This window comes from Microbacterium sp. bgisy203 (genome assembly GCF_057706945.1).
This window is the reverse complement of the sequence record NZ_JBYIPF010000002.1, coordinates 445,997-471,366: the sequence shown is the minus strand read 5'-3', so window position 1 is coordinate 471,366 and position 25,370 is coordinate 445,997. Positions and strand designations below refer to the sequence as shown.

At 71.3% G+C, this 25,370-nt stretch carries 22 protein-coding genes, 1 tRNA gene and 1 riboswitch; of the genes, 5 read left to right on the top strand and 18 right to left on the bottom strand.

The genetic code is table 11. The annotated features are described in order from the left end of the window. Positions 1-12: 12 nt before the first annotated feature. From prfA to AC3ENQ_RS05440, 14 genes are all read right to left on the bottom strand, one after another. Entirely contained in the window at positions 13-1,089 is a 1,077-nt protein-coding gene (gene prfA / locus AC3ENQ_RS05505) for a peptide chain release factor 1 (protein ID WP_431802474.1), read from the bottom strand. Between the two features lie 26 nt (positions 1,090-1,115). Beyond that, on the bottom strand, positions 1,116-3,179 hold the full coding sequence (gene rho, locus AC3ENQ_RS05500) for a transcription termination factor Rho (protein ID WP_431802472.1): 2,064 nt from the start codon (positions 3,177-3,179) through the stop codon (positions 1,116-1,118). Between the two features lie 154 nt (positions 3,180-3,333). Continuing rightward, positions 3,334-4,302 (bottom strand): homoserine kinase, encoded by a 969-nt coding sequence (gene thrB, locus AC3ENQ_RS05495; protein WP_431802616.1) that lies wholly within the window; start codon positions 4,300-4,302, stop codon positions 3,334-3,336. 2 nt (positions 4,303-4,304) lie between these two features. Beyond that, positions 4,305-5,375, bottom strand: a complete 1,071-nt coding sequence (gene thrC, locus AC3ENQ_RS05490) for a threonine synthase (protein WP_431802470.1) — start codon at positions 5,373-5,375, stop codon at positions 4,305-4,307. 1 nt (position 5,376) lies between these two features. Then, a complete protein-coding gene (locus AC3ENQ_RS05485; RefSeq protein WP_431802468.1) occupies positions 5,377-6,717 on the bottom strand; it encodes a homoserine dehydrogenase in 1,341 nt (446 codons plus the stop codon). Continuing rightward, positions 6,714-8,147, bottom strand: a complete 1,434-nt coding sequence (lysA, locus tag AC3ENQ_RS05480; protein WP_431802466.1) for a diaminopimelate decarboxylase — start codon at positions 8,145-8,147, stop codon at positions 6,714-6,716. The genes AC3ENQ_RS05485 and lysA overlap by 4 nt, the downstream gene beginning before the upstream one ends. Before the next feature lie 267 nt (positions 8,148-8,414). Continuing rightward, positions 8,415-9,269: an LmeA family phospholipid-binding protein gene (locus AC3ENQ_RS05475; RefSeq protein WP_431802464.1), complete on the bottom strand. Its 855-nt coding sequence runs from the start codon at positions 9,267-9,269 to the stop codon at positions 8,415-8,417. Between the two features lie 27 nt (positions 9,270-9,296). Next, entirely contained in the window at positions 9,297-10,964 is a 1,668-nt protein-coding gene (argS, locus tag AC3ENQ_RS05470) for an arginine--tRNA ligase (protein WP_431802462.1), read from the bottom strand. A gap of 343 nt (positions 10,965-11,307) precedes the next feature. Beyond that, positions 11,308-11,736, bottom strand: coding sequence for a hypothetical protein (locus AC3ENQ_RS05465; protein WP_431802460.1), 429 nt, complete (start codon positions 11,734-11,736; stop codon positions 11,308-11,310). A gap of 35 nt (positions 11,737-11,771) precedes the next feature. Beyond that, positions 11,772-12,086 carry a hypothetical protein gene (locus tag AC3ENQ_RS05460; protein ID WP_431802458.1) on the bottom strand — a complete coding sequence of 105 codons (315 nt, stop codon included), beginning with the start codon at positions 12,084-12,086 and terminating at the stop codon, positions 11,772-11,774. Positions 12,087-12,122: 36 nt separating this feature from the next. Beyond that, a complete protein-coding gene (locus tag AC3ENQ_RS05455) occupies positions 12,123-12,419 on the bottom strand; it encodes a hypothetical protein (protein WP_431802456.1) in 297 nt (98 codons plus the stop codon). Beyond that, the gene (locus tag AC3ENQ_RS05450; protein ID WP_431802454.1) at positions 12,416-13,108 is read right to left on the bottom strand and encodes a glycohydrolase toxin TNT-related protein; all 693 of its coding nucleotides are present in this window, start codon (positions 13,106-13,108) and stop codon (positions 12,416-12,418) included. Before AC3ENQ_RS05450 ends, AC3ENQ_RS05455 begins: the two co-directional genes overlap by 4 nt. Beyond that, positions 13,108-13,809 carry a WXG100-like domain-containing protein gene (locus AC3ENQ_RS05445; protein ID WP_431802452.1) on the bottom strand — a complete coding sequence of 234 codons (702 nt, stop codon included), beginning with the start codon at positions 13,807-13,809 and terminating at the stop codon, positions 13,108-13,110. Before AC3ENQ_RS05445 ends, AC3ENQ_RS05450 begins: the two co-directional genes overlap by 1 nt. Positions 13,810-13,865: 56 nt before the next feature. Next, on the bottom strand, positions 13,866-14,741 hold the full coding sequence (locus tag AC3ENQ_RS05440; protein ID WP_431802449.1) for a transglutaminase-like domain-containing protein: 876 nt from the start codon (positions 14,739-14,741) through the stop codon (positions 13,866-13,868). A gap of 92 nt (positions 14,742-14,833) precedes the next feature. On the opposite strand from AC3ENQ_RS05440, the gene AC3ENQ_RS05435 reads away from it, so the two are divergent. The 4 genes from AC3ENQ_RS05435 to AC3ENQ_RS05420 all read left to right on the top strand — a co-directional run bounded on the left by AC3ENQ_RS05435 (position 14,834) and on the right by AC3ENQ_RS05420 (position 19,947). Then, positions 14,834-15,595 (top strand): SGNH/GDSL hydrolase family protein, encoded by a 762-nt coding sequence (locus AC3ENQ_RS05435; protein ID WP_431802447.1) that lies wholly within the window; start codon positions 14,834-14,836, stop codon positions 15,593-15,595. 29 nt (positions 15,596-15,624) lie between these two features. Continuing rightward, positions 15,625-15,697: transfer RNA gene (locus tag AC3ENQ_RS05430), tRNA-Arg, on the top strand. A gap of 144 nt (positions 15,698-15,841) precedes the next feature. After that, positions 15,842-16,039, top strand: coding sequence for a hypothetical protein (locus tag AC3ENQ_RS05425; RefSeq protein ID WP_431802445.1), 198 nt, complete (start codon positions 15,842-15,844; stop codon positions 16,037-16,039). Positions 16,040-18,078: 2,039 nt separating this feature from the next. Beyond that, complete coding sequence (locus AC3ENQ_RS05420) at positions 18,079-19,947, top strand: glycosyl hydrolase family 18 protein (protein WP_431802443.1); 1,869 nt, start codon at positions 18,079-18,081, stop codon at positions 19,945-19,947. Between the two features lie 147 nt (positions 19,948-20,094). Here AC3ENQ_RS05420 and AC3ENQ_RS05415 read toward each other — a convergent pair whose 3' ends face one another. The 4 genes from AC3ENQ_RS05415 to AC3ENQ_RS05400 form a co-directional block, all read right to left on the bottom strand. Beyond that, the gene (locus tag AC3ENQ_RS05415; RefSeq protein ID WP_431802442.1) at positions 20,095-20,415 is read right to left on the bottom strand and encodes a DMT family transporter; all 321 of its coding nucleotides are present in this window, start codon (positions 20,413-20,415) and stop codon (positions 20,095-20,097) included. 10 nt (positions 20,416-20,425) lie between these two features. Further along, positions 20,426-20,490: riboswitch (guanidine-III (ykkC-III) riboswitch) on the bottom strand. A gap of 47 nt (positions 20,491-20,537) precedes the next feature. Then, positions 20,538-21,425, bottom strand: coding sequence for a CPBP family intramembrane glutamic endopeptidase (locus tag AC3ENQ_RS05410; protein ID WP_431802440.1), 888 nt, complete (start codon positions 21,423-21,425; stop codon positions 20,538-20,540). Beyond that, the gene (trmB, locus tag AC3ENQ_RS05405) at positions 21,422-22,195 is read right to left on the bottom strand and encodes a tRNA (guanosine(46)-N7)-methyltransferase TrmB (RefSeq protein ID WP_431802438.1); all 774 of its coding nucleotides are present in this window, start codon (positions 22,193-22,195) and stop codon (positions 21,422-21,424) included. Before trmB ends, AC3ENQ_RS05410 begins: the two co-directional genes overlap by 4 nt. A gap of 34 nt (positions 22,196-22,229) precedes the next feature. Then, positions 22,230-23,072: a DUF3097 family protein gene (locus tag AC3ENQ_RS05400; RefSeq protein WP_431802436.1), complete on the bottom strand. Its 843-nt coding sequence runs from the start codon at positions 23,070-23,072 to the stop codon at positions 22,230-22,232. 211 nt (positions 23,073-23,283) lie between these two features. Here AC3ENQ_RS05400 and AC3ENQ_RS05395 point away from each other — a divergent pair, with 211 nt between their 5' ends. Continuing rightward, positions 23,284-25,287, top strand: coding sequence for a TPM domain-containing protein (locus AC3ENQ_RS05395; RefSeq protein WP_431802434.1), 2,004 nt, complete (start codon positions 23,284-23,286; stop codon positions 25,285-25,287). The last annotated feature ends 83 nt before the right edge of the window (positions 25,288-25,370 follow it).

Sequence of the window (25,370 nt, the reverse complement as noted above, 5' to 3'; positions counted from 1 at the left end):
CCCGCGAGCTCGTCAGTTCTCGGCGAGGGCCGCGAGCCGCGCCTCTTCGTCGGCGGTGATCGCCGAGTCGATGATCGGGCCGAGCGCGCCGTCCATCACCTGGTCGAGGTTGTACGCCTTGTACCCCGTGCGGTGGTCGGCGATGCGGTTCTCGGGGAAGTTGTAGGTGCGGATGCGCTCGGAGCGGTCCATTCCCCTGATCTGCGAGCGGCGGGCATCGGATGCCGCGGCATCCAACTCCTCCTGCTGCTTGGCAAGCAGCCGCGCGCGGAGCACCCGCATGCCCGCTTCGCGGTTCTGCAGCTGGCTCTTCTCGTTCTGCATCGACACGACGATCCCGGTCGGAAGGTGCGTGATGCGGACCGCCGAGTCGGTCGTGTTGACCGACTGCCCGCCGGGGCCCGACGAACGATAGACGTCGATGCGCAGGTCGTTCGGGTCGATCTGGATCTCTTCAGGCTCGTCGACCTCGGGGAAGACCAGCACCCCCGTCGTCGAGGTGTGGATGCGGCCCTGCGACTCGGTCGCGGGCACGCGCTGCACGCGGTGAACGCCGCCCTCGTACTTGAGGTGCGCCCACACGCCCTGCGCCGGGTCGGTCCCGGACCCCTTGATCGCGACCTGGACGTCCTTGTAGCCGCCGAGGTCGGATTCGTTCCGTTCGAGAAGCTCGGTCTTCCAGCCCTGCGAGGCCGCGTACTGCAGGTACATCCGCAGGAGGTCGGCGGCGAAGAGGGCCGACTCCGCGCCGCCCTCCCCCGCCTTGATCTCCATGATCACATCGCGCGCGTCGTCGGGGTCGCGCGGGATGAGCAGACGCCGGAGCTTCTCCTGCGCCGCGGCGACCTGCTCTTCGAGCGCGGGGATCTCGTCGGCGAACGCCGGATCCTCCCCGGCCAGCTCACGCGCGGCATCCAGGTCGTCGCTCGCGGCGACCCAGGCGTCGTGCGCGGCGACGATCTTCGAGAGCTCGGCGTAGCGCCGGTTGACGCGCTTGGCGCGCGTCGCGTCGGCGTGCACCGCGGGGTCGGAGAGTTCCTCCTGCACCGCGCGGTGCTCGTCGATGAGCGTCTGAACCGACGCGAACACGGCCCCCTCGACCATCGCGCGGGGACTCAGCGGATGCTGTTCTCGTGGCCGTGGCTGTGACCGCCGCCGTGGCCGTTCGACCCGTTGGATGCCTTCAGCTGCACGTTCTGCATCTGGTAGAGGAACTCGACGTTCGAGCTCGTCTCCTTGAGCTTGCCGAGCACGACCTCCAGGGCCTGCTGCGGGTCGAGGCCGGCGAGCGCGCGGCGGAGCTTCCAGGTGATCTTCACCTCGTCCGGGCTGAGGAGCATCTCCTCGCGGCGCGTGGACGACGCGTTGACGTCGACGGCCGGGAAGATCCGCTTGTCGGCGAGCTGGCGCGACAGGCGCAGCTCGCTGTTGCCGGTTCCCTTGAACTCCTCGAAGATGACCTCGTCCATCTTGGAGCCGGTCTCGACGAGCGCGGTCGCGAGGATCGTGAGCGATCCGCCGTTCTCGATGTTGCGCGCGGCGCCGAAGAAGCGCTTGGGCGGGTAGAGCGCCGACGCGTCGACACCGCCGGAGAGGACGCGGCCCGACGTCGGGGCCGACACGTTGTACGCGCGGCCGAGACGAGTGATCGAATCGAGCAGCACGACCACGTCGCGACCGAGCTCGACGAGGCGCTTCGCGCGCTCGATGGCGAGCTCGGCGACCGTCGTGTGGTCTTCGGCGGGGCGGTCGAAGGTCGAGGCGATGACCTCGCCCTTGACCGTGCGCTGCATGTCGGTGACCTCTTCGGGACGCTCGTCGACGAGCACGACCATGAGGTGGACCTCGGGGTTGTTCTTCGCGATGGCGTCGGCGATCTGCTGCAGCACGATCGTCTTGCCTGCCTTGGGCGGTGCGACGATCAGGCCGCGCTGACCCTTGCCGATCGGGGCGACCAGGTCGATGAGACGCTGCGTCAGCTTCTCGGGCGCGGTCTCCATGCGCAGGCGCTCCTGCGGGTAGAGGGGAGTCAGCTTGCCGAACTCGACGCGGTTCGCGGCGTCGTCGACCGACAGGCCGTTGATCGCGTCGACCTTGACGAGCGCGTTGTACTTCTGGCGGCTCGACTGCTCGCCCTCGCGCGGCTGCTTGATGGCGCCGACCACGGCGTCGCCCTTGCGCAGGTTGTACTTCTTGACCTGCCCGAGCGAGACGTAGACGTCGCTCGTGCCGGGGAGGTAGCCGGTCGTGCGGACGAACGCGTAGTTGTCGAGCACATCGAGGATGCCGGCGACCGGAATGAGGACGTCGTCCTCGCCGATCTCGGTCTCGAACTCGTCACCCGTCTGGTTCTGCCCGCGGCGCTTGCGCGGCTGGCGGCCGCGACCCGACCCCTGCTCGTCGCTGTCGGCGTCGCTCGAGGATGCCTCGGCGGAGCCGTTCTGGTTCTGGGCGTTCTGGTTCTGGTTGTTCTGGCCGCCGCCGTTCTGCTGGCCGCCGTTCTGCTGCTCGGACTTCTGCCCGCGGCTGCGGCTGCGCGAGCGCGAACGGCTGCGCGAGCGGCTCGGCGTCTCGCCCTCGGCGGGGGCCTCGCCCTCGGCGGTTGCCTCACCCTCGGCTGCGGTGTCGCCGTCGGCGGGCGCGGGGGTCTCGGATGCCTCGGCGACGGGCGTCTCCGACGACTCGATAGCAGGCGCCTCCGCGGCGGGTGCCTCGGCCGGCGCGGCCACGTCATCGGAGGTGGATGCCTCGGGGGCCGGCGCCTCGGCGGCGTCGGCGGGGGCCTCGGCGGCCTCGGCGGCGGGGGCCTCGGCGGCCGGCTCAGCGGGAACGTCGGTGCTCTTGGCGCGGCGAGGGGCACGCTTGCGCGGCGCCTTGGCCGGCTTCTCCTCGGCGACCGGCGCCTCGGCGGGGGTCTCCTCCGCGGCGAGGGCCTCCTCCGCGGCGGGGGCGTCGGCCGGAGCCTCGGCGGCAGCGGGCGCCTCGGCGGCAGCCGGCTTCGCGGCAGCGGACTCCTCGGCAGCGACCGGGGCCTCCTCGGCAGGAGCCTCCGCGGCGACGTCCGCGGTCTCCACGGTCTCGTCCGCGGCGGGCGCGTCGGTGTCGGGGGTCACGACGTGAGCGGCATCCTCGCGCGCAGCGTCGTTCTGGGGGGTTTCGATCTCGGAGAGGGACTCCACGAGTTCTCCTTCATGGGGAAAGTGGACAGGACAGATCCGCACAGACGCCGTCCACGAGAGGCGCTGACCCGATGACATCGCGCGTCCGACGTGGACGTCGATGAGGCAAAGGGTGACTATGCGGGGGTTCGCAGAATTGCGACGGAGGCCAGATTCACGGACTGACCGTGGAACCCTCCGTATGGTCCCTCACTGTACCACCCTTCACATCGACGGCGAGCATGAGGGGCTCCCACGGTGTGTCGGTGGCGGATGCCGCGAGCCGCGCGGCCTCGAGCCGGCGGCCCGGACCGTCGGCGAGCACGAGCACGCTCGGTCCCGCCCCCGATACGACCGCCGCGAACCCCGCGGCGCGCAGCGCCTGAACGAGTGCGTCGGTCTCGGGCATCGCCTGGGCGCGGTACGACTGGTGGAGCTTGTCCTCGGTGGCCGCCATGAGCAGCTCCGGGCTCTGCATGAGAGCCGCGATCAGCAGGGCGGAGCGCGACACGTTGAACACGGCATCCTCGCGCGTCACCTGCAGCGGGGCGAGGCCGCGGGCGACGGACGTCGACATCGTGAACTCCGGCACGAACACGAGGGGCGAGACGCCGCGGTGAACGAGCAGCTTCTTGTGCTGCGGGCCGTCCTGTCCCATCCACGCGATCGTGAGTCCGCCGAACAGCGCCGGTGCGACGTTGTCGGGGTGGCCTTCAAGCTCCGTCGCGAGGCGCAGCAACGTGTCGTCGCTGAATTCGACCTCGCCGGCCAGAAGCCCCTTCGCGGCCAGGAGGCCCGCGACGACGGCGGCGCCGGAGGACCCCATGCCGCGCCCGTGCGGGATGGTGTTGTGCGCCACGAGACGGATGCCGGGAAGCGTGCGACCGACCGCCTCGTAGGCGTACGCCATCGAGCGGACGACGAGGTGCGAGGCGTCGGTGGGGACGTCTGCGGCGCCCTCCCCCGACACGATGATCTCGAGCCCCGGCTCGGGGAGCGCCGTCACGACGAGGTCGTCGTACACGCTCAGCGCGAGGCCCAGCGTGTCGAAGCCCGGACCGAGGTTCGCGCTCGTCGCGGGCACACGGACCGCGACGGTGCGGAGGCCGTCGTGCGCGGCCTCGGGGGTGCGGGCGCCGGTCACGGTCACGCCAGATCGAGGACGGCGGCGACCTCGCTCGTCGACGCGTCGACGACCGTGGGAGTCACCTCGGAGCCGTCGGCATTGCGGAGTGCCCACTGCGGGTCCTTCAGGCCGTGGCCCGTGACCGTCAGCACGACCTTCGCTCCCGCCGGGACGATGCCCGCCTCGGCGCGGTCGAGGAGGCCCGCGACGCTGATCGCCGATGCCGGCTCGACGAAGACGCCCACCGTGTCGGCGAGGAGCTTCTGCGCGACGAGGATCTTCTCGTCCGAGATCGCGCCGAACCAGCCGTCGGTGGCGTCGCGCGCCTCGAGGGCGAGCTCCCACGAGGCGGGGTTTCCGATACGGATCGCCGAGGCGATCGTCTCGGGGTTCTTGACGACCTCGCCGCGCACGAGCGGCGCGGAGCCCTCGGCCTGGAAACCGAACATGCGGGGCACGCGAGTCGACACCCCGCGCTCGGCATCTTCGCGGTAGCCCCGCGTGTAGGCGGTGTAGTTGCCGGCGTTGCCCACCGGGATGAAGTGGAAGTCCGGGGCATCCCCCAGCTGCGAGACGACCTCGTAGGCCGCCGTCTTCTGTCCGTCGATGCGGTCGGGGTTGACGGAGTTCACGAGGTGCACGGGGTAGTTCTCGGCGAGCTCGCGCGCGATCTCGAGGCAGTCGTCGAAGTTGCCGCGCACCTGGATGAGGCGCCCGCCGTGGATGACGGCCTGGCTGAGCTTGCCCATCGCGATCTTGCCCTCGGGGACGAGGACGGCGGCGGTGATGCCCGCGTGCGCCGCATAGGCGGCGGCGGATGCCGAGGTGTTCCCCGTCGAGGCGCAGATGACCGCCTGCGCGCCGTGCTCGACGGCGCGCGAGAGGGCCACCGTCATGCCGCGGTCCTTGAACGAGCCCGTCGGGTTCATCCCCTCGAACTTGACGTAGACGTCCGCCCCGGTCATCGCCGACAGCGACGCGGCCGGAATGAGTGGCGTGCCGCCCTCGCCGAGGGTGACGACCGTCGAGGCGTCGGTGACGCCCAACCGGTCGGCGAACTCGCGCAGGACTCCCTGCCAGACATGCACCATCTCAGTCTCCTTCTACTCGCAACACCGACACCACGCGACCGACGACGCCGCTCTCGGCGAGTCGGGCGACGGTGTCGCTCAGATCCTGTTCCAGGGACGGGTGCGTCCCGATGACGATCCGCGCCGTGCCCGGGGCCTCGTCCGCGCGGTCGCCGGCGACGTCGAGGACGCTCTGCTCGACCGTCGCGATCGAGACGCGCCCCTCGCTGAGGATGCCGGCGACCGTCGCGAGGACGCCGGGCTCGTCGGACACCTCGAGGGTGATCTGGTAGCGCGTCGTGACCCGTCCGATCGGCAGCACGGGGAGGTTCGCCCGGGTCGACTCCCCCACCCCGACGCCGCCCGCGATGTGGCGGCGCGCGGCCGAGACGACGTCACCGAGGACGGCCGAGGCGGTCTGCACCCCTCCGGCGCCGGCGCCGTAGAACATGAGGTCCCCGGCGGCCGCGGCCTGGACGAACACGGCGTTGTTCGCGCCGTGGACGCTCGCGAGCGGGTGCTCGCGCGGGATCAGCGTCGGGTACACGCGCACCGAGATCGCCTCGCCCGAGGGCGACACCTCGCCCTGACCTGTCAGCCGCTCGCACACGGCGAGGAGCTTGATGACGTAGCCGGCGTGACGCGCGGCATCCATCAGCTGCGCATCGACCTTCGTGATGCCCTCGCGGTGCACCGCGTCGAGGGGGACCGCGGTGTGGAAGGCGAGCGAGGCGAGGATCGCGGCCTTCTGCGCCGCGTCGTAGCCCTCGACGTCGGCGGTCGGGTCGGCCTCGGCGTAGCCGAGCGCCTGGGCGTCGGCGAGGACGTCGGCGAACTCCGACCCCTCGCGGTCCATCCGGTCGAGGATGTAGTTCGTCGTGCCGTTGACGATGCCCATGATCCGGTTCACGCGGTCGCCGGCGAGCGAATCGCGCAGCGGACGGATGATCGGGATGGCGCCCGCCGCCGCCGCCTCGTAGTACACCGACGCGCCCACCTGGTCGGCGGCGTCGAAGATCTCCGGGCCGTGCGTTGCGAGCAGCGCCTTGTTGGCGGTGACGACGTCGGCGCCCGACCCGAGGGCCGTCACAATGTCGGTGCGCGCAGGCTCGATGCCGCCCATCAGCTCGATGACGATGTCGGCGCCGACGATGAGCTCCTCGGCATCCGTGGTCAGCAGCTCGCGCGGAAGCTCGACGTCACGCGGCGCGTCGGGGTTCCGCACAGCGATGCCGACGAGGTCGAGCGCGGCACCCGCGCGGTCGGCCAGCTCGTCGCCGTGCTTCAGGAGGATCGCAGCGACCTGCGATCCCACGGCGCCCGCGCCGAGCAGGGCCACGCGGAGGCGTCTGTAGTCGGTCACTCGGAGTCCTTTCCGAAACGGAGGGCCTGGGCGGCGTCGTGCACGCCGACGTCGTGCGCCAGCAGGTCGTCGATCGTCTCACCGCGCACGATGACGCGGGAGGCGCCGCCGCGTACGGCGACCACGGGCGGGCGCAGCACGTAGTTGTAGTTGCTCGACAGCGAGAAGCAGTAGGCGCCGGTCGCGGGGACGGCCAGCAGGTCGCCGGGTGCGACGTCGCCGGGGAGGTATTCGGCGTCCACCACGATGTCGCCCGACTCGCAGTGCTTGCCGACGACGCGGACGAGTGCGGGGTCGGCGTCGGAGACGCGCGAGGCGATGCGTGCGGAGTACTGGGCACCGTAGAGGGCGGGGCGCGCGTTGTCGCTCATGCCGCCGTCGACGCTGACGTAGACGCGGGTGAGGTCGTCGGAGACGCGCACGGGCTTGACGGTGCCCACCTCGTAGAGCGTCACGCCCGCAGGCCCGACGATGGCCCGGCCGGGCTCGAAGGCGAGGACGGGCACGGGGATGCCGCGACGCGCGCACTCGCCGGCGACCGCGTCGACGATGGCGCCCGCGAGCTCCTCGATCGGGGTCGGCCTGTCGACGGAGGTGTAGGCGATGCCGAAGCCACCGCCGAGGTTGAGGACCCGGACGGGGCCGCCCTCGAGCAGGCGCTCGTGCACGTCGAGGAGGCGCGCGGCCGACTCACGGAAGCCGTCGACGCCGAAGATCTGCGAGCCGATGTGGCAGTGCAGCCCGCCGAAGTCGAGGCTCGGGAGGGCGCGGATCCGCGCGACCACCGCCTCGGCGCGGTCGAGGGCGATGCCGAACTTCTGGTCCTCGTGGGCCGTCGCGAGGAAGTCGTGCGTCTCGGCGTGCACGCCGCTGGTGACGCGCAGGCGCACCGACTGGCGGATGCCGCGGCGCTCCGCCTCGGCGGCGACCCGCTCGACCTCGATCTCGCTGTCGATCACGATCGATCCGACCCCGGCCGCGATCGCCCGGGCGATCTCGGCGACGGACTTGTTGTTGCCGTGGAACCCGAGGCGCGCGGGGTCGGCGCCGGCGGCGAGCGCGACCGCGAGCTCTCCCCCGGTGGCGACGTCAACGGCGAGGCCTTCGGACGTGACCCACCGGACGACCTCGGTCGACAGGAACGCCTTCCCTGCGTAGTACACGTGCGCGGTCGTGCCGTGGCGTGCGGCGGCCGCGTCGAACGCGGCGCGGGCGCGGCGGGCGCGGCCGCGTACCTCGTCCTCGTCGAGGACGTAGAGGGGCGTGCCGTACAGAGCGCGCAGGTCGCTCGCCGAGACACCCCCGACGACGAGCTCGCCCCGGTCGTCGCGGTGTGCGGCATCCGGCCACACCCCCTGCGCGAGGGCGTTCGCGTCGTCAGGGACGGTCAGCCAGTCCGGCACGAGCGGACGATCGGGTGACGCGGACACGAGCTGGGTACCAATCGGGTGCGGGATGCGGGATTCCCGCACCTCGGGCTGGGCGAGCGCAACGGGGGCGCCGCCTGCCGGGCAGCGGGTGGTGCAAGTCTAGGGCACCGCCCCATACCGCTCCGCGCATATCGCGCAGCCTCGGCGGCCACAGACCCCGCGAGACCGCGCATATGTCCGCTTTCGAGCCGGTTTGCGTGAAATTCGCGCGGTCTCGCGGGCGTCTCGGGGGTGTCGGGCGCGGTCGGCGAGGGGGCGTGCGGCGGGTCAGGATGCCGGGCAGGTGCCGTTCTGCTGCAGCGCCTCGTCGTGGATGATGGCGCCGTCGATCGCGAAGTCGGCGACGATCGTGTCGCCCGACACGGTCACGGCGCTGAGCTCGAGCCCGGCGGGCAGGTACTGCGCGATGCAGACCTCCCAGTCGCGGACGACGGTGCGTGCGATCGCGCCGAACTGGTCCACGAGCGCCTCGGCGGAGATCTCCGCGCCGTTGAGCATGAGGGTCCGCGGGGTGAGGACGAGCTGCCCCGCCGACGCGCTCGGCGTAAGCCCCACACCGACCGGCACCGTGAGGGCGAACAGCTTCAGGTCCATCGAGATGTCGACGTCGGGCTCGGCGAGGGCGACCGTCGCCGCCGGGAAGTCCTCGACGGTCGCGAGAAGCGCCTGCAGCTGCGACTGGTCGAGTGTGACGGATGCCGAGGCGGAGCCGATCGGGTCATCGCCGCGGATCGGGACGTCGCTCGCGTGCACGACGACGTCGCCGGTCAGCTGCCCGAACGGGACATTCTGGCTCGAGAGGGTCAGCTGGTCGAACCGCCCGGCGATCAGCTGAGGGAGCACCTGCCCGGGCAGGTCGATGTCGATCGGCTGGTCGGCGGGGAGGGCGAGCTGCGTCGTGACCTGCTCGCGGATCGTCCGCTCGACGATGCCGCGGGCGATGTACTCCCCCGCGAACCACGCACCGACGGCGAGCAGGACGACGGCGAGAACCGCGACGAGCCACGGCCAGCGACGCTTCCGGGGCTTTTCGGTGCGCGTGCCGGAGGCCGCGGCATCCGTCGACAGGGCCCATTGCGCGCGAGGGTCGGGTAACGGCACCGTCGGGTTCTCGTCGCTCATCGCTTCCCCCGCGTCTCGCTCAGTCGGTCACATGCGCTCGGGCGCGCTGACGCCGAGCAGGTCGAGGCCGTTGCGGAGCACCTGCCCGGTCGCGTCGTTCAGCCACAGGCGCGTGCGGTGAAGGTCGGTGACCTCCTCGTCGCCGAGCGGCGTCACGCGGCAGGTGTCGTACCACCGGTGGTAGAGGCTCGCGAGCTCTTCGAGGTAGCGGGCGACACGGTGCGGCTCGCGCACCTCGGCGGCGTACGCGACGATGCGCGGAAACTCCTGCAGCGCGCCCAGGAGCGCGCTCTCCGTCTCGTGGGTGAGAAGCTCCGGCGCGAAGGCCGAGCGGTCGACGCCCGCCGTCGCGGCGTTCCGGGCGACGTTGTGCGTACGCGCGTGAGCGTACTGCACGTAGAAGACGGGGTTGTCGTTCGTGCGCTTCGTGAGGATCTCGGGGTCGAGCGTCAACGGCGAATCGGCCGGGTACCGCGCGAGCGAGTACCGCAGCGCGTCGGTGCCGAGCCAGTCGCGCAGGTCGTCGAGCTCGATGATGTTGCCGGCACGCTTGGACAGACGCGCGCCGTTGACCGACACGAGTTGCCCGATCAGCACCTCGATGTCCTTATCGGGGTCGTCGCCCGCGGCGCCGGCGAGCGCCTTCAGCCGGTGCACGTAACCGTGGTGGTCGGCGCCCAGCAGATAGATCTTGTGCCGGAAGCCGCGGTCGCCCTTGTTCAGGTAATACGCGGCGTCGGCGGCGAAGTACGTGTACTCGCCGTTCGAGCGGCGGATCACGCGATCCTTGTCGTCGCCGAACGCGGTCGTGCGCACCCACACGGCGTTCTCGTCCTCGAAGACGTAACCCTGCGCCCGCAAGCGGTCGACCGCTTCGTCGACGAGGCTCGGCTCGCCGTCAGCGCCCTTCGCGTGCAGTTCGCGCTCACTGAAGAAGACGTCGAAGTGGACGTTGAACTTGACGAGCGACTCCTGCAGGTCGGCGAGCTGCAGTGCATAGGCGCGGTCGCGTGCCTGCACCTCCTGCTCGTCGAGAGGGAGGTCGAGGATGCCGGGCAGCTCCGCCTGCACGCGACGCGCGAGGTCGTCGATGTACGAGCCGGGGTAGCCGTCCTCGGGCGTCGGCTCACCCTTGATCGAGGCGAGCACCGACCGGCCGAACCGGTCCATCTGGGCGCCCGCGTCGTTGATGTAGAACTCGCGGACCAGGGTCGCCCCGCTCGCGAGAAGCAGGCGCGCGATCGCGTCTCCGAGGGCCGCCCAGCGCGTGTGCCCGATGTGCATCGGACCCGTCGGGTTGGCGCTGACGAACTCGAGGTTGATCGACTGGCCACGCTGGGAGTCGTTCGTACCGTAGGCCGCGCCCGCCTCGACGATCGTCTTCGCGAGGGCGCCGGCGGCGGCGGCATCCAGTCGGATGTTGATGAAGCCGGGGCCGGCGACCTCGACCGACGCGATGCCCGGGGTCTGGGCGAGGGCGTCAGCAATCTCCTGCGCGAACTCGCGCGGGTTCGCCCCGACGGCCTTGCCGAGCTTGAGCGCCGCGTTCGACGCCCAGTCGCCGTGGTCGCGGTTGCGCGGACGCTCCAACGGCAGGTCGGCGGAGGTCAGATGCGCGCTCGAGCCCTCGCGTCGCGCCTCGGCGAGCGGCGCGATGACGGCGAGCAGGGCTTCGGAGAGGGCGTCAGGATTCATAACCCGTCAAGTCTACGGGCGCAGGGACCCGCGCTCCTCTGCGGTGAGGCCCCGCGGCGCGAGCGATGAGCCGCGAGTGCGGTTCCGTCGTATGACCGGTGGGGCTGGTGTCGTCTCCCGTTGCTCACGAGGCAACACCGCCCCACGGCCCATACGACTGGTCCGCCTCACCCCCGCGTCGCCCTCACCGCCCCCTGGAGCGACCGCTCAGCGGACGAGATACGTGACGTCGTTCCCGAGATTCCTCAGGGCGGGCTCACGGAGGTCCGGAACTCGATCTCGTTGCGCCCCGGATAGTTCCGGAGGGACACGATGATCGCCTCGCTGAGATCGATGTCGCCGATCACGGCTCCCCTGCGCCCGTCGCCCCTCGGCGAGCGATTGCGGCGAGCAGCCGGTCCGCCTCCCGCCGCTGCTCGGCGACCGGCACCGTCGTGGCGGGATCGACCGGCGCGAACGTGTCCACGACACCGACGACACCGTCCTCGGTCATCCGGTACGCCGTGAGCCCGCCGCCCTGGTCACGAGCCATACCGCTCGGCCAGACGTTCGACTGTGCGCCGGCGACACCCACGCGCCAGCCGCCCGCATCGAGTTCCTCGCGCACGCGGCAGAGCGCCTCGAACGCGTCATCCGCCGAGGCCTCGAACCGCCCGAATGCCGGAGAGACGATCGATACGCGCCACAGTCCGTCGCGATAGAGCCACGACACGACGGCGCTCGCAGGCCGTGCGTCGGAAGAGGCCTCGACGACCTGCGGATTGCTGAGCATCGTGTCAGGTTATCGGGCCGCTGCGGCCGGCGATATCAGCGCCAGTTGTATGTGAACATCCACCGCAACGCATCGAGCGCGGCGGGTGAGAGTTCCGGATGCCGGTCCGCGAGGACGCTCCTCGCCTGATCGCCGCCTTCGGTGAGGCTGAACTGATCCCAATCGATCCCCACGGCCATCATCTCGTCCTCGAGCTCGCTGACCCGTTGCAGCACGTCCGCCCCGTGATCGCCGGCCAGTCGAAGGACGGCCTCGTCGTCACTCACCGGAAAGGCGGACCTTCCCTTTCCCAGGTGCGCGATCACGGCTCCACTCAGCAGTTCATCAGTGGGAGAGTCGCGCGCGGTCACTCTGTCGGAACCCTCGCGGGGGCTGACCGCAGACGTCTACGTCGCCGTATTCCCGTCGGCGGCTTGCTTCGCGCGGAGTGCCGCCTTTGCGACGCGCGCGGCCGAGACCTGACGCAGCTTCTGCAATGCGTATTGGAGCGCGTCGGATTCATTCGCGAACTCTCTGAGAGTTGCAGCGAAGGGCTCGCCCCGCTCGTCGGAGAGGTACACGCGCCAGCGGCCGTCGTCGCTTCGGACGACGACATCGTCGAGGCCAGGCTGCCCCGCCCCGTAGAGCACGGGCGCATCAAGCCGCTCGTTCCGGACCACCTGCATCAGTTCATCGACGTTCATCGGACCTCCACGATCATGCCCATATCCTTCAGCAGGGCGACACTCGCAGGCAGCAGATCCTGTGTTGCGCCGCCTGCGGTGCCCCAGGCGGGGATCGGCGCGGCCTCGCCGCGGGTGACATGCGCGAGATCGCCGACCTCGAGTCCGTACTTGGCGAGGTCTGCGTCGACGGAGGCGCGGGTCACGTCGTCAAGGCCGCTGTAGACAGCCTGCACGTCTGAAGGAGAATGCGACCACTCGTATTGGTGATACGCGTTCGGATTCTCCTGGTAGGGCAGCGATCGACTGTCGAACGAGAACGGTCCGTCCTCCGGTACGGGTGACACATAGCGCCCCCGCTCATCGCCATACCGATCGAATCGGTCGCCCGCATCCGGCACGTGATCGCGTGTGATCGGGTTGCCGTCGGCGTCCAGGCGGAATCCGTTTCCGGGGGCCTGACTCCAGTCGATATTGCCCGCGCCGTCGAGGCACTCGGGTCGGGGCACGAGCTCGTCCGTCTCACCCGCCGACACACCTCGCGAGCTCCCGGGCGCGTCGAGGTGGTCTTGACCCCGAACCCGCCGGATCACGTCGTCGGCGTGGCCGTCGAGCGCGTCGGCGAACTGGTGCAGCTTGTGCTTGAGGGCGCCGAAGCCCTTCAGGGCGGCATCCTTGAGCTCGCGGAAGATCGGCTTGATGGCGCTCATCAGGCATCCCCTCCGAAATCGAGTGCCGAGAACTCGGCGAAGAACGTCGACGTCAGCGTCTGGATGTCGGTGCTGTGGAGTTTCATCGTGGCCTGCGCGTCTTCGAGCGCGGCGAGGTCGGCGTAGAACTCGTCGGTGTCGCCGACCGCGCCCTCGACGAGCGGCGCGTCGAGGATCGCGTCGAGCACGGCGGGCAGCTGCTCGGCGAGCGGCTCGATCGCCATCGGTGCGAGCTGACCGATGAGCTGTTCGACCGCGATGTCGACGGCGGCGTTCAGCAGCTTCTTCTTGAGCAGCAGCATCGGACCCGCTCCGAGCGCGGTGACCGGGTTCGTGAGCATCGCGACGAGCGCGACGAGGGTCGACGTGACATCGACGATCACCTTGACCTTCAGCGCCGTGATCGCTCCCGCGCCGATGTCCATCGCGGCCGCGGCAGGAGGCAGGATGTCGACGAGCTGCTGCAGGTTCATCGACCGGTTCGCGTTCCACGCGGCGACCGTCGCAGGCCCCGTCTTGCCGCGCATCGCCTCGCCGAACTGGCCGTTCATCTGCCGGTCGACCGACTGGATGACGCTCTCGAGGTCGGACCCGAAGGTGCGAACGAGCGCGGCGCCCTTCGAGACTTCGTCCTCATCGATGTCGGGCCACTCGAATCCGAGCTTCTCCATCACCCACACGAGCTCGTTCGGCAGCATCATGCCCACAGCGAAGCCTCCTCAGCAATCGGACTCGACAATAGTGGTCCGCGACGACGTCACGCGAGCTGGACGAGGTCGGCCAGGTCGTCGTGCGCGGGATCGGATGCCGCGGCGACGGCATCCTGCATCGCCACATCCTGCAGCGCCACACCCTGCACCGCCACATCGGATGCCGAGTCGGGTACGACGATCGCGTCGACGTGCATGCGCTTCAGGCCCACGTGGCCGCCGTGGTAGCTGAGGAACGCGCAGTCGGCCGCGTCACGGCCCGTCGCGATGCGGACGAGCGAGCGGCGGTTCGCCAGACGCGTCGCGTCGATGACGTACCACGACCCGTCGAGGTACGCCTCGGCGACGGCGTGGAAGTCCATCGGGCGAAGACCCGGCGCGAAGCACGCGGCGTAGCGCGCCGGCATGTCCATGGCGCGCAGCAGGGCGATGACGACGTGCGCGTAGTCGCGGCACACTCCCTGCCCGGTCATGAGGGTCGTCACGGCCGAGTCGGTACCCTGGCTGAGACCGGGAGTGTAGGTCGTGCTCGTCGCGACGAACTCGCTGACCGCGGTGATGAGCTCGACGCCCTGCAGCCCGCGGAACTGGCGCCGTGCCTGCGAGAACACCTCGTCGGACTGGCAGTAGCGGCTCGGGCGCAGGTAGGTGATGGCCTCGAGATCGCTCGTCGAGCGCTGCGCGACGTGCCCGTCGATGACCGCTTCGTAGCGCACCGCGAGCGGGCCGCCCTCTCCGCGGAGGGTGTGCAGGCGGCTCCCCGACTGGTCGACGATCTCGTTCGGCGTGTACACGCGATCGCCCTGCGTGAAGGTCAGCTCCTCGCGCACGACGGGCGCCGGCTGGGCCGCCGCGATCTGGAAGATGAGGTCGACGGAGGACCCCAGATCCAGGTCGAGTTCGGCGGTCACGATGCGTTGCACCGAAGTATCCTCGCATGCCCGAAGGGATGCCTCGTGACGGTTGTCCACACCCGCTCTTCGCGATCTGGCCCGGCGTGACTTACCCTCGACGCATGCGTGCCGTCCGACCGTCCCCGAGGCGGCGTCGCGCATGGGTTCTTCCGCTGCTCGCCGTGGCCGTCGCTGCGGTCGTGAGCATCTCGATCTGGCGCCCCTGGGCGACCCCCGAGGCGATCGTCGCCGCGGGTGAGGGCGGGGCCGTCGTCCCCTCGCAGCCGGCGAAGCTCGACCTTCCCGACCACCCCACCGTGCTGATCTTCGGCGACTCGTGGACGTACGGTTCCGCGGCATCCGATCCCACCCTCGGCTACGCGTACATCGTGGCGGACATCGCGGGCTGGACCACCGTGGTCAACGGCGTGCGCGGCTCGGGCTACGTCAAACCCGGGCTCGACGGCCCCGACTTCGGCGACCGCATCGCCGCCCTCGATCCGGCGATCGATCCCGACCTGATCATCGTGCAGGGGTCGATCAATGATCGGCGCCTGCCGGCGACCGGATACCGCGCCGCCGTGGATGCCGCGTGGGATGCCTTGGCCGCCACCTACCCGCGCGCGCAGTTCGTCATCCTCGGCCCTGCGCCCCAGGTGCTCCCCGTCGAGCGTGCGACGGCGCGGATCGACCGCGACCTGCGCGCCGCCGCCGCCGATCGCGGCTGGTGGTACGTGTCTCCCATCGAGGAGAACTGGATCACGCCCGAGAACTATCTCTCCGTCATCGACACGAGCGACCTGGCGCGGAACCACCCTTCCACGGAAGGCCACCGCTACCTCGCCGAGCGGCTCGCGGCGGCGGTCGCCGCCGTCACGGGGTAACAGCGCCGGGTGATAACCTCGATCGGTACGCCTCCGTAGCTCAGGGGATAGAGCGTTGGTTTCCGGTACCAAAGGTCGCAGGTTCGATTCCTGTCGGGGGCACAAGCAAGACCGAACGCCGTTCTCCCGCGCGCGCAGCGCGTCTTCGGCCGGGTGGGCGTGACGCGCGAGGATCATCCTTCCGGCGGACGCGCATCCACCGCGGGGGCGATGTGCCGCGGCATCCCCTCTTCGTAGCGTCGAAGCATGGTCACCGCGAGCATCTCCCTCCCCGCATCGAGACGACGCCGGACGCCACTGCGCGACCGCGTGTCGACGGGCGGGGCCGCCGTACTGTCGGTGGCCGGCGTGATCGTCGCGATCGGCCTCGCCGCCCTGGCGCTGCTCGTCGTCCCACTCGCCGCCGCCGTGGTCTTCGGCCCCGCGCTCCTCGCCGGACTCTGACCCGCCCACACGCCTCGTCGACACCCCGCACACGTCGTCGCGGATTCGGAGATCCGCGACAGATTCGGATGCCGCAGGCCCAGGCATCCGAATCCGCGCACCATGTCCGAATCCGCGACATCGCCCGGGGCGGATCCCAGTCGTCGCCCGGGGCGGATCCCAGTCGTCACCGAACTGCGTCCGCGCCGACACACAGACGCAACACTCAGGTGGTTCCCTGACTTTGTAAGGGTTGGTAACATAACCGGCACTGGGGCCGATGGGGACTTCGAGGAGGTGCGGTAGGTGACGGAGACGAGTTCTCCCCGGGCCCACGAGTTCGACGCCCGCTATTTCGATGCCCGTGACGTCGACGCCCGCGATATCGACGCAGTGCTCCGACTGCTCCAGCGCAACGGAGACCGCGTAGCGCCCCACGTCGCATCCCGCCTGCACGCCGCCCTCTGCGGCGATCAGGCGGCCATCGCGCAGGTCGCGGCGCTGCTCTCCCCCGCCCAGCGCGCGGGCCTGTCGGCACTGCCCGACCCGCTCCCCGCCGTCCGCGCCGTGCGCGACGCCGTCGGCGACACGGTCGCAGCGCTCGACGAGCGTGATCGCCGGCTGCTGCTGACCGCGGCCGTCAGCGTCGATGGACGCGTCGACGTCGCCCTCGCCGCCGCCGAGACGACGTTGGCGGATGCCTTGGCCTCCCCCACCCCGCCGTTGCTCACCTTCGCGGCGGGTCGCCTGTCGTTCCTCGACCCGCGCGTGCGGGCGTACCTGCACAGCGCCGCGAGCCTCGGCGAGCGCACCGACGTGCATGCACGGCTCGGGGCGGCCTACCGGGCCGCCGGCGATGACGGGCTCGCGACGTGGCACACCTCGCTCAGCACGCTCGAGGGCGACGCGGCGCTGACCCCGGCACTCCTCTCCCTCGCCGCACACGCGCTCCAGTCGGGCGCAGCGGAGTGGGCGCACGCGGTCGCGCGCGAGGCGGCGAGCCACGCTCCCGGCGACACGCGCCTGCGCGCCCACGTGCTGGCGGGCCGCGCGGCCGTCGCGGCAGGCCTTGTCGAGGATGCGACCGCGTGGCTGCACGCTCCCGTGGCCGCGGGGGGCGAGGTGGCCGCCGCCGCCCTCCCCGCGTACGTGTGGGCCGTGGCGCTGCGCGACGGAAGCGTGCCGGATGCCGACATCGCCCGCCTCATCGCACCGCTCATGAGCGACGACGCGCCGCGCACCGCACCCGATCCGGGTCTGCTGGAGGCCGTGTGCGCCGCGGCGCAGCTGCACGCCGAGCGCGGGCACGTCGCCGACGCGGCGGCGATGCTCTCCGTGGCCGAACGCCTCGCGTCGTACGCCGACCCGGCCGCCACCGCCGACGCGCTCGGCGAGGAGCCGGCGCCTCTCGCCGAGGCTCGCCGGTGGTGCCTCGTGTTCGGTGTGCCCCCGGAGGCGGTGGACGCGCCCGCCGCCGAGCGGGCCGAAGGATCGTGGACCGCCTCGCACCTGTCGCGGATCGCGACGGCGCTCCAGCACGCCCGCGCGGACCGCGCCGACGCGGCGCTCGGCATGCTGCACGGCACGGTGGGGACGACGCTGGGCACCGTCGGACCGACACCGACGACGCTCGACCAGCCCCGCACCGCACCGCTGCTCGAAGCCCACCGCCGCGTCGCGATCGCGCTCGTCCTGTTCTGGGAGGGCCAGCTCGCCCGGGCGCGTGCCGAACTCGCCGATGCCGCCGCGACGGTGCCGGTGGGACTCGTCTTCGGGGGGCTCGCCGTCGCCCTCGCACGGCGCCTGGACGCCGTGACCGACGGCGTCCCCCTCGAGACGACGATCGCGCTCGATGCCGCGCACCCGACCCCGCAGTCGCGTCCGCTGCGCGCGGGACTGCTCGTCGACCGGGCGATCGTCGCCTACCTCGGCGGCCGGATGACCGAGGCGGGCACGCTCCTGGCCCTCGCCGCCGACGAGGCGATCGCCCCCGCCGACGCCGGACTGCCCCTTCCCGGCCTCGACGAGCCGTCGGTGTGGTCGAATCCAGAAGGATCGAGATGTCCACACACCCCCGGCCGCGACGCGGCCTCCATCGCCTCGCCGCCGCGGTGGCCACGACGGCGCTCGCCGTCGGCGGGCTCGTCGGCGTCGCGACGGCGTCGGCAGCCGCCGCGGACCCTGCGCCCGGCATCAACGGCTACCGCAACGTCGGCTACTTCGCCCAGTGGGGCGTCTACGGACGCGACTTCACGCTGCGCCAGCTCGACCGCTCGGGCGCCGCCGCCGACCTCACGCACATCAACTACTCGTTCGCCAACATCCACCACCAGAGCCTCACGTGCTTCGAGGCCAACAAGGCGCAGGGCACCGGCCCGAACGGCTCCGACGGCGCCGGCGACGCGTGGGCCGACTACGGCATGGGCTACTCCGCGGCGACCTCTGTCTCGGGCACCGCCGACACGTGGGACCAGCCGCTCGCCGGCTCGTTCAACCAGATCAAGCAGCTCAAGGCCAAGCACCCGAACCTCAAGGTCATGATGTCGATCGGCGGGTGGACCTGGTCGAAGAACTTCTCGAAGGCCGCCGCCACCGACGCGTCGCGCAAGAAGTTCGTCTCCAGCTGCATCGACATGTTCATCAAGGGCAACCTCCCCGTCATCGACGGACGCGGCGGCCCCGGTTCGGCCGCCGGCGTCTTCGACGGCTTCGACCTCGACTGGGAGTGGCCCGGCACGACGAGCGGGCTCGAGGGCAACTTCGTCGACCCGGTGGGCGACAAGGCCAACTTCAAGGCGCTCATCAAGGAGTTCCGCACGCAGCTGGATGCCTACTCGAAGACGTCGGGCAAGGCGTATCAGCTGAGCGCGTTCCTGCCCGCGAACCCGGCGGACATCGCGGCGGGCGGCTGGAATGACCCCGCGATCTTCCAGGACCTCGACTTCGGCAACGTCCAGGGCTACGACCTGCACGGCGCGTGGGACCCCGCACTCACCGGCCACCAGGGCAACCGCTACGACGACCCGAAGGACACGCGTCCCGCGAACAAGCAGTTCAGCGTCGACAAGGCCGTGGGGGAATACCTGAAGACGGGCATCAAGCCGTCGCAGCTCGGCATCGGTCTCGCGGCGTACGGTCGCGGCTGGCAGGGCGTGAAGACCACGACGCCGTGGAGCGCCGCCACCGGTGCCGCCCCGGGCACGTGGGAGGCGGGCAACGAGGACTACGACAAGCTCAAGACCCGTGGCGTCGACAACTACGACGCCTCGATCGGCGCCGCGTGGCGCTATGACGGCAACCAGTGGTGGTCGTACGACAACGCCCAGACGACGAAGCAGAAGGCGAAGTACATCGTCGACAAGGGTCTCGGCGGCGGCATGTGGTGGGAGCTCTCGGGCGACCGGAACAACGAGCTGATCGGCACCCTTGCGGACGAGTTCCGCGCCGCGAAGACCGGCCCGTCGACCGACCCGGTCAACCCGACGCCGACTCCGACGGCGACACCCACCCCGACACCGACACCCACCCCGACCGCGACGCCGACGCCGACTCCGACGGCGACCCCGACGGCCACCCCGACCCCGACCCCGACCCCGACCCCGGGCACGTGCTCGGTGGCCGCGTGGAGCGCCGACACCGTCTACACCGGAGGCAACACGGTCAGCTACCAGGGCACCGTCTACAAGGCGCAGTGGTGGACGAAGGGCGACAACCCGGCATCGGGCGGCGTGTGGCTCGCCACCGGCAGCTGCACGGGCGGCGGCATAGACCCGGGGACGAACCCCGGCACCGCCCCCGCGTGGAACTCCGCTCGGGCCTACGTCGCGGGCGACAAGGTCACCTACGGCGGCGCCACCTACGCCGCCAAGTGGTGGACGCAAGGCGACACCCCCGGCGCCTCGCAGTGGGGTCCGTGGGCGAAACAGTGATCCGCCGCTGACCTGACGGCGCCGACCCGACGGCGCCCACCGGATGCCCGGCCCCTCGTGGGTCGGGCATCCGGCATTTCCGGCTTGTGCTCTTCCGGTGCTCGTCCCGTGCGCCGAATGGCCTCTCGCCGCCGCGACCGCGGCGCGTCAGTGGTCGCCGACGAGCTTGAGGCCCACGATGCAGCCGAGGAGGCCGAGGATCAGGAGCGTCTTCACGATCGAGAAGGGTTCGGCGCCCGAGATCATCGCCCACGCGACGGTGAGCGATGCGCCGATGCCGACCCACACGGCGTAGGCGGTGCCGGTCGAGATGTCGCGCATCGCCCAGGCGAGTCCGCCCATGCTGGCGATGAGGGCGACGGCGAAGACGATCGACGGCCCGAGCTTCGTGAAGCCCTCCGACTTGCCGAGCGCGGTGGCCCAGACGGCTTCGAGGAGACCGGAGAGGACGAGAACGACCCACGACATGGCGTGACCTTTCGGCCAGTCTTGTCGCTCACCGGGTACTGAACCCTCGTCCGGGGACCCTGTCGAGGTCCGTGATCGAGCGTATCGCGGCATCCTGGGCAACGCCCGATCACGTTGCCCGCTCAGGGCGTCAGGAGGAAGATCCCGTCGAGCATCCCGGGGTTGTGGGCATGCACGAGCACGGCGAAGACGACGGCGTCGAAGAGCAGGTGCACCGTCACCACGTATGCGAGCGAGCGGGTCTTCAGGAAGATGAAGCCCTGCAGGAGCGCGAACGGGATGGTGAGCACCGGACCCCAGGCGCGGTAGCCGAGCTCCCAGAGGAACGACACGAACACGATCGTCTGCAGGAGGTTCGCCGTCAGGTCGGCGACGTGCCGACGCAAGAGCGCGAAGACGGTGCAGATGAAGAACAGCTCGTCCCAGATGCCGACGGCGCCGACACCCACGAAGAGCCGTGCGATGAGGTCGGGCGTGTCGACGACGGGCCAGTTCTGGTAGACGCCCGACGAGATGAAGTAGAACGGCAGGATCAGCCACGCGAGCAGAAGCACCGCGACGAGCCACCCCCACTGCCACACGCTCCAACGCCCTCCCCCGCGCCACGGGAACCGGATCGCCCGGTCGCGGTAGACCCATCGCGACAGGGCGTACGGCACGACGACGGCACCGCCGAGGGCGATCGTGAACCGGATCATCGACGCCGTGTCGAGCTTCGCCTCGAGCGAGATCGCGCTGACGATCAGCATGCCGATCGCGATGAGCGACAGGTCGCGCGTGAGCGAGGGCGCGGATGCCGCGTCCCTGAGCCGGTCGAAGACGCCCCCGCGCTCGACGATCGCCGCGAGGCCGACGCCGGCGGCGAGCAGGAGCCATCCGAGCCACGGGATCAGCGCGACGAACAGCGCGGGTGCGGCGAGGCAGACCAGCAGCGCCGGCACGATGTCCGAGCTGAGGAGGGGGCGGACGGATGCCTCGGCGTGCGCCGCGCCGCCGGCGTGCGCCGTCATGATCTCGGCAGGCGCCGATAGGCGAGGTCGCGGATGTCGCGGCCTTTCGCGATGCCCTTCCGCTCGAAGGCCGTCATGGTGCGCCGGTCGAACCGCGGGGCCCAGTCGCCCTCGAAGGCCGGCGCGAAGTCGGCGGCATCCGCCATCACCTCGCGCATCTGGAGGGCGTACTCCTCCCAGTCGGTCGCGAGGCGGAGGACGCCCCCGTCGCGGAGGACGCGGGCGGCGAGGGGCGGGAAGGCCGGGGCGATGAGGCGGCGCTTGGTGTGCTTCGCCTTGTGCCAGGGGTCGGGGAAGAAGACCCACAGCTCGTCGACGCTCCCCTCGGGAAGGAGGTGTTCGAGCACTTCCGGGGCGTTCGCCTCCACGAGGCGGAGGTTCCGCGCGCCCGCGCGGTCGGCGTCGAGCATCGTGCGGGCGAGCCCCGCCCGGAACACCTCGACGGCGAGGAAGTCTGTGTCCGGGGTCGTCGACGCGGCGTGCACGATCGCGTGGCCCTGCCCGGAGCCGATCTCCACGACGAGGGGCGCCTCGCGCCCGAAGAGCACCACCGGATCGGCGGTCGAGTCGGGGTGGATGCTCGTCGCGGCGGCCCCGCGCTCGACGTCGACGACGTAGAACGGAGCGAGCTCGCTCCAGGCGCGCTCCTGCGCGTCGCTCATCCGGCCGCTGCGGCGCACGAACGAGACCGGCTTGTCGCGGTAGCGGGGCGCGCTGTCCGCCGTACCGGAAGTGGCGTCGGGGGCGGCGTCGGGCGTGGCATCCGGCATCCTCCCAGGCTACCGGCGGTTCACAACTCGCTGACTACTCGGTGACGAAGTCGATGAGCTCCTCGACGCGGCCGAGGAGGGCGGGGTCGAGGTCGCGGTAGCTCCTCACGGCGCCGAGGATCCGCTGCCACGTACGTCCGAGGTCCGCCTGATCGCGCGCCGGCCAGCCGAGCGCCCGGCTGACGCCGACTTTCCACTCGATGCCGCGCGGCACGTCCGGCCAGGCACGGATGCCGAGGACCTCCGGCCGCACGCACTGCCAGACGTCGATGTGCGGGTGGCCGACGATCCGCACGTGCGCGCCGTGCGGTCCGCGGGCGACGGCCTCGGCGATGCGCGACTCCTTCGACCCGGGGACGAGGTGGTCGACGAGCACGCCGTACCGCCGCTCGCGACTCGGTGGGTCGGCGGCGAGCGCCTGGTCGAGCAGGTCGACGCCCTGCAGGTACTCGACGACGACCCCCTCGTGGCGCAGGTCGTCGCCCCACACCTTCTCGACGAGCTCGGCATCGTGCCGACCTTCGACGAGAATGCGCGACGCGCGGGCGACCCGGGCACGCGCCTCCGGGGCCGCGAACGACCCTGAGGCGGTGCGCGCGCGCCCGGCGGATGCCGTGGCGGCCACCACCAGCTCGACGGGGGCGCCGTCGATCAGGAACCCACCGCCGAGCGGGAAGAGGCGCCGCTTGCCGACGCGGTCTTCGAGCTCGACCGTCCCCGACTGCACGCGGGTGACGGCGCCGCAGAAGCCGTCGCCGGCGACCTCGACGACGAGTCCCGGCTCCGCGGGGGTCTTGGTGACGACGGGGCGGCCGACGTTCCGCCAGCCCGCCGCGAGGACGTCGCCGCCGTAGCGGTCGGTCGGGTCGTGATGCATGCTTCCTCCGAGTCGGTCACGTTACCCGCAGCCGCCGTCGACGCCGGCGCGCAACGCCCGCACTCCCCGACACCGCGCGGCCGGCGGCGCGGACGGCGATGCTTCGCGTTCGCTGATGGCCGAACCCCGGCATCCGCCCTACCGCCGCTCGCGGCGCCCGCAATAGGATCGGGGCGAGAGCCGGAGCGATTCCGGTCCGGAGGGGATGTCTGTGCGCGCGCGTCTGGTGCTGGCCCTCACGGCAGCCGTGGCGATCGTCTTCGGCGGCGCCGCAGCCGCCGTCGCGACCGATCCCCTCTCGCTCGGCAGCACGCGCGTGCTCGACGAGTCCGGCGTCCTGTCGGCCTCCGAAGAACGCGACGTGGATGCCGAGCTCCGCTCCGCCTCGTCGTCGAACGTCGATCTGTGGGTCGTCTACGTTCCCGAGTTCACGAACCCGACCGACCCCGAGCAGTGGGCGAACGACACCGCCGATCGCAACGGACTCGGCCCGAACCAGTATCTCCTCGCGATCGCGACGGACGGACGGACGTTCTACCTCTCGGGGTACTCCGAGGGCCCCGTCGGTGAAGACCAGCTGACCGCGATCGAGCAGCAGCGCATCGGCCCCGCGCTGGAGGCGAACGACTGGGCCGGTGCCGCAACGGCCGCCGCCGCCGGCCTCGCCGACGCCGCGCGCGGCGGGTCGGGCGGTACGGGCGGCTCCGGCGGCGGGTCGGGTGTGTTCGGCATCCTGCTGGTCGTCGTCCTCGTGGCGCTCGCGGCCCTCGTCATCTGGATCGTCGTGCGCTCGCGGCGCAAGAAGACGGGGCAGGTCGCCGCACCCGGCGGACCCGTCGATCCGCTCGCGGGCGTGTCGACCGCCGAGCTCGCGAAGCGTGCCGCCTCGGCCCTCGTCGCGACCGACGACGCCATCAAGACGAGCGCGCAGGAGCTCGACTTCGCCCGCGCGCAGTTCGGCGACGAGGCGACGGCCGCCTTCGCCGAGGCGCTCGCGCACGCCCGGACCGACCTCGACCAGGCGTTCTCGCTGAAGCAGCAGCTCGACGACGAGACGCCCGACACCGAGGAGCAGACCCGCGCGTGGAACGCGCAGATCGTCGACCTGTGCACCCACGCCAACGGCGAGCTCGATGAGAAGGCGAAGGACTTCGACGAGCTGCGCAGTCTCGAGCAGAACGCCCCCGAGGCGCTCGCGCGCGTGCAGGCGTTGCGCGGCGGCCTCACGGGTGCGCCGGAGCAGGCCGAGGCCGCCCTCGCGACCCTGCAGCAGGCCTACGCCCCGGCTGCCCTCGCGACGATCGTCGACAACCCCGCCCAGGCCACCGAGCGGCTGACCTTCGCCGACGAGCGCCTGCGCATGGCGCAGCAGGAGATCGCCGAGGGCGACAATGCGGCCGCCGCCGTCAGCATCCGCGCGGCGGAGGATGCCGTCGCCCAGGCCGACCTCCTGCAGAAGGCGGTCGGAAAGCTCGGCACCGACCTCGCGAAGGGCGAGACGGATGCCGCGGCCCTCATCGCCGACGTCGAGCAGGACCTCGCCGCCGCGAGCGCCATGCCCGACCCCGACGGGCGCCTCGCGCCGGTGATCGCCTCGACGCGGCAGCAGGTCGAGGCGGCGAAGGGGCTGCTCGCCGGCACCCAGAAGCGACCGCTGTACGCCCTCGAGGGGCTCGACGCGGCGAACAAGCAGATCGACACGATGCTCGCGGGCGTCCGCGACGCGCAGGCGAAGCAGCAGCGGGCCTCCCAGCAGCTCGCCGCACTGATGACGCAGGCGCAGGGGCAGGTGTCGGCCGCCGAGGACTTCATCACGTCGCGTCGCGGCGCGATCGGCGCCGAGGCCCGCACGCGTCTCGCTGAAGCGGGCGCCTCGCTCGTGCAGGCGCGTCAACTGCAGCAGACCGACCCGGTGCAGGCCCTCGGCTACGCCCAGCGCGCGAACGATCTCGCCGCACAGGCGATCCAGTCCGCCCAGAACGATGTCGGCGCCTTCTCCGGCGGCGGCATGTTCGGCGGCGGAGGCGGCGGGGGCGGCAACATGATGGGCGCCGTCCTCGGCGGCATCGTCATCAACTCGCTCCTGAACGGCGGCGGTAACCGCGGCGGAGGATACGGAGGCGGCGGCTACAGCCGCGGGGGCGGCGGCGGTCTCGGCCCCGGCAGCTTCGGCGGCGGCGGCACCCGCAGTCGCCGCGGCGGAGGACGCTTCTGACCCCGGCATCCGCTCGTTCCACCCCCTCGAACCCGACCCGGACCCCGACCAGATCTCGACACCATGTTCCGTAAGAAAGGAAA

Bases quoted from the DNA above. Each gene is read 5' to 3' on its own strand.
- AC3ENQ_RS05455 (WP_431802456.1), bottom strand. From the start codon at position 12,419: ATGAACGTCGATGAACTGATGCAGGTGGTCCGGAACGAGCGGCTTGAT.
- AC3ENQ_RS05400 (WP_431802436.1), bottom strand. From the start codon at position 23,072: ATGCATCACGACCCGACCGACCGCTACGGCGGCGACGTCCTCGCGGCG.
- AC3ENQ_RS05435 (WP_431802447.1), top strand. From the start codon at position 14,834: ATGCGTGCCGTCCGACCGTCCCCGAGGCGGCGTCGCGCATGGGTTCTT.
- AC3ENQ_RS05465 (WP_431802460.1), bottom strand. From the start codon at position 11,736: ATGCTCAGCAATCCGCAGGTCGTCGAGGCCTCTTCCGACGCACGGCCT.
- trmB (WP_431802438.1), bottom strand. From the start codon at position 22,195: ATGCCGGATGCCACGCCCGACGCCGCCCCCGACGCCACTTCCGGTACG.
- AC3ENQ_RS05420 (WP_431802443.1), top strand. From the start codon at position 18,079: ATGTCCACACACCCCCGGCCGCGACGCGGCCTCCATCGCCTCGCCGCC.
- AC3ENQ_RS05445 (WP_431802452.1), bottom strand. From the start codon at position 13,809: ATGATGCTGCCGAACGAGCTCGTGTGGGTGATGGAGAAGCTCGGATTC.
- thrC (WP_431802470.1), bottom strand. From the start codon at position 5,375: ATGGTGCATGTCTGGCAGGGAGTCCTGCGCGAGTTCGCCGACCGGTTG.
- AC3ENQ_RS05410 (WP_431802440.1), bottom strand. From the start codon at position 21,425: ATGACGGCGCACGCCGGCGGCGCGGCGCACGCCGAGGCATCCGTCCGC.
- AC3ENQ_RS05425 (WP_431802445.1), top strand. From the start codon at position 15,842: ATGGTCACCGCGAGCATCTCCCTCCCCGCATCGAGACGACGCCGGACG.
- argS (WP_431802462.1), bottom strand. From the start codon at position 10,964: ATGAATCCTGACGCCCTCTCCGAAGCCCTGCTCGCCGTCATCGCGCCG.
- AC3ENQ_RS05415 (WP_431802442.1), bottom strand. From the start codon at position 20,415: ATGTCGTGGGTCGTTCTCGTCCTCTCCGGTCTCCTCGAAGCCGTCTGG.
- AC3ENQ_RS05475 (WP_431802464.1), bottom strand. From the start codon at position 9,269: ATGAGCGACGAGAACCCGACGGTGCCGTTACCCGACCCTCGCGCGCAA.
- AC3ENQ_RS05450 (WP_431802454.1), bottom strand. From the start codon at position 13,108: ATGAGCGCCATCAAGCCGATCTTCCGCGAGCTCAAGGATGCCGCCCTG.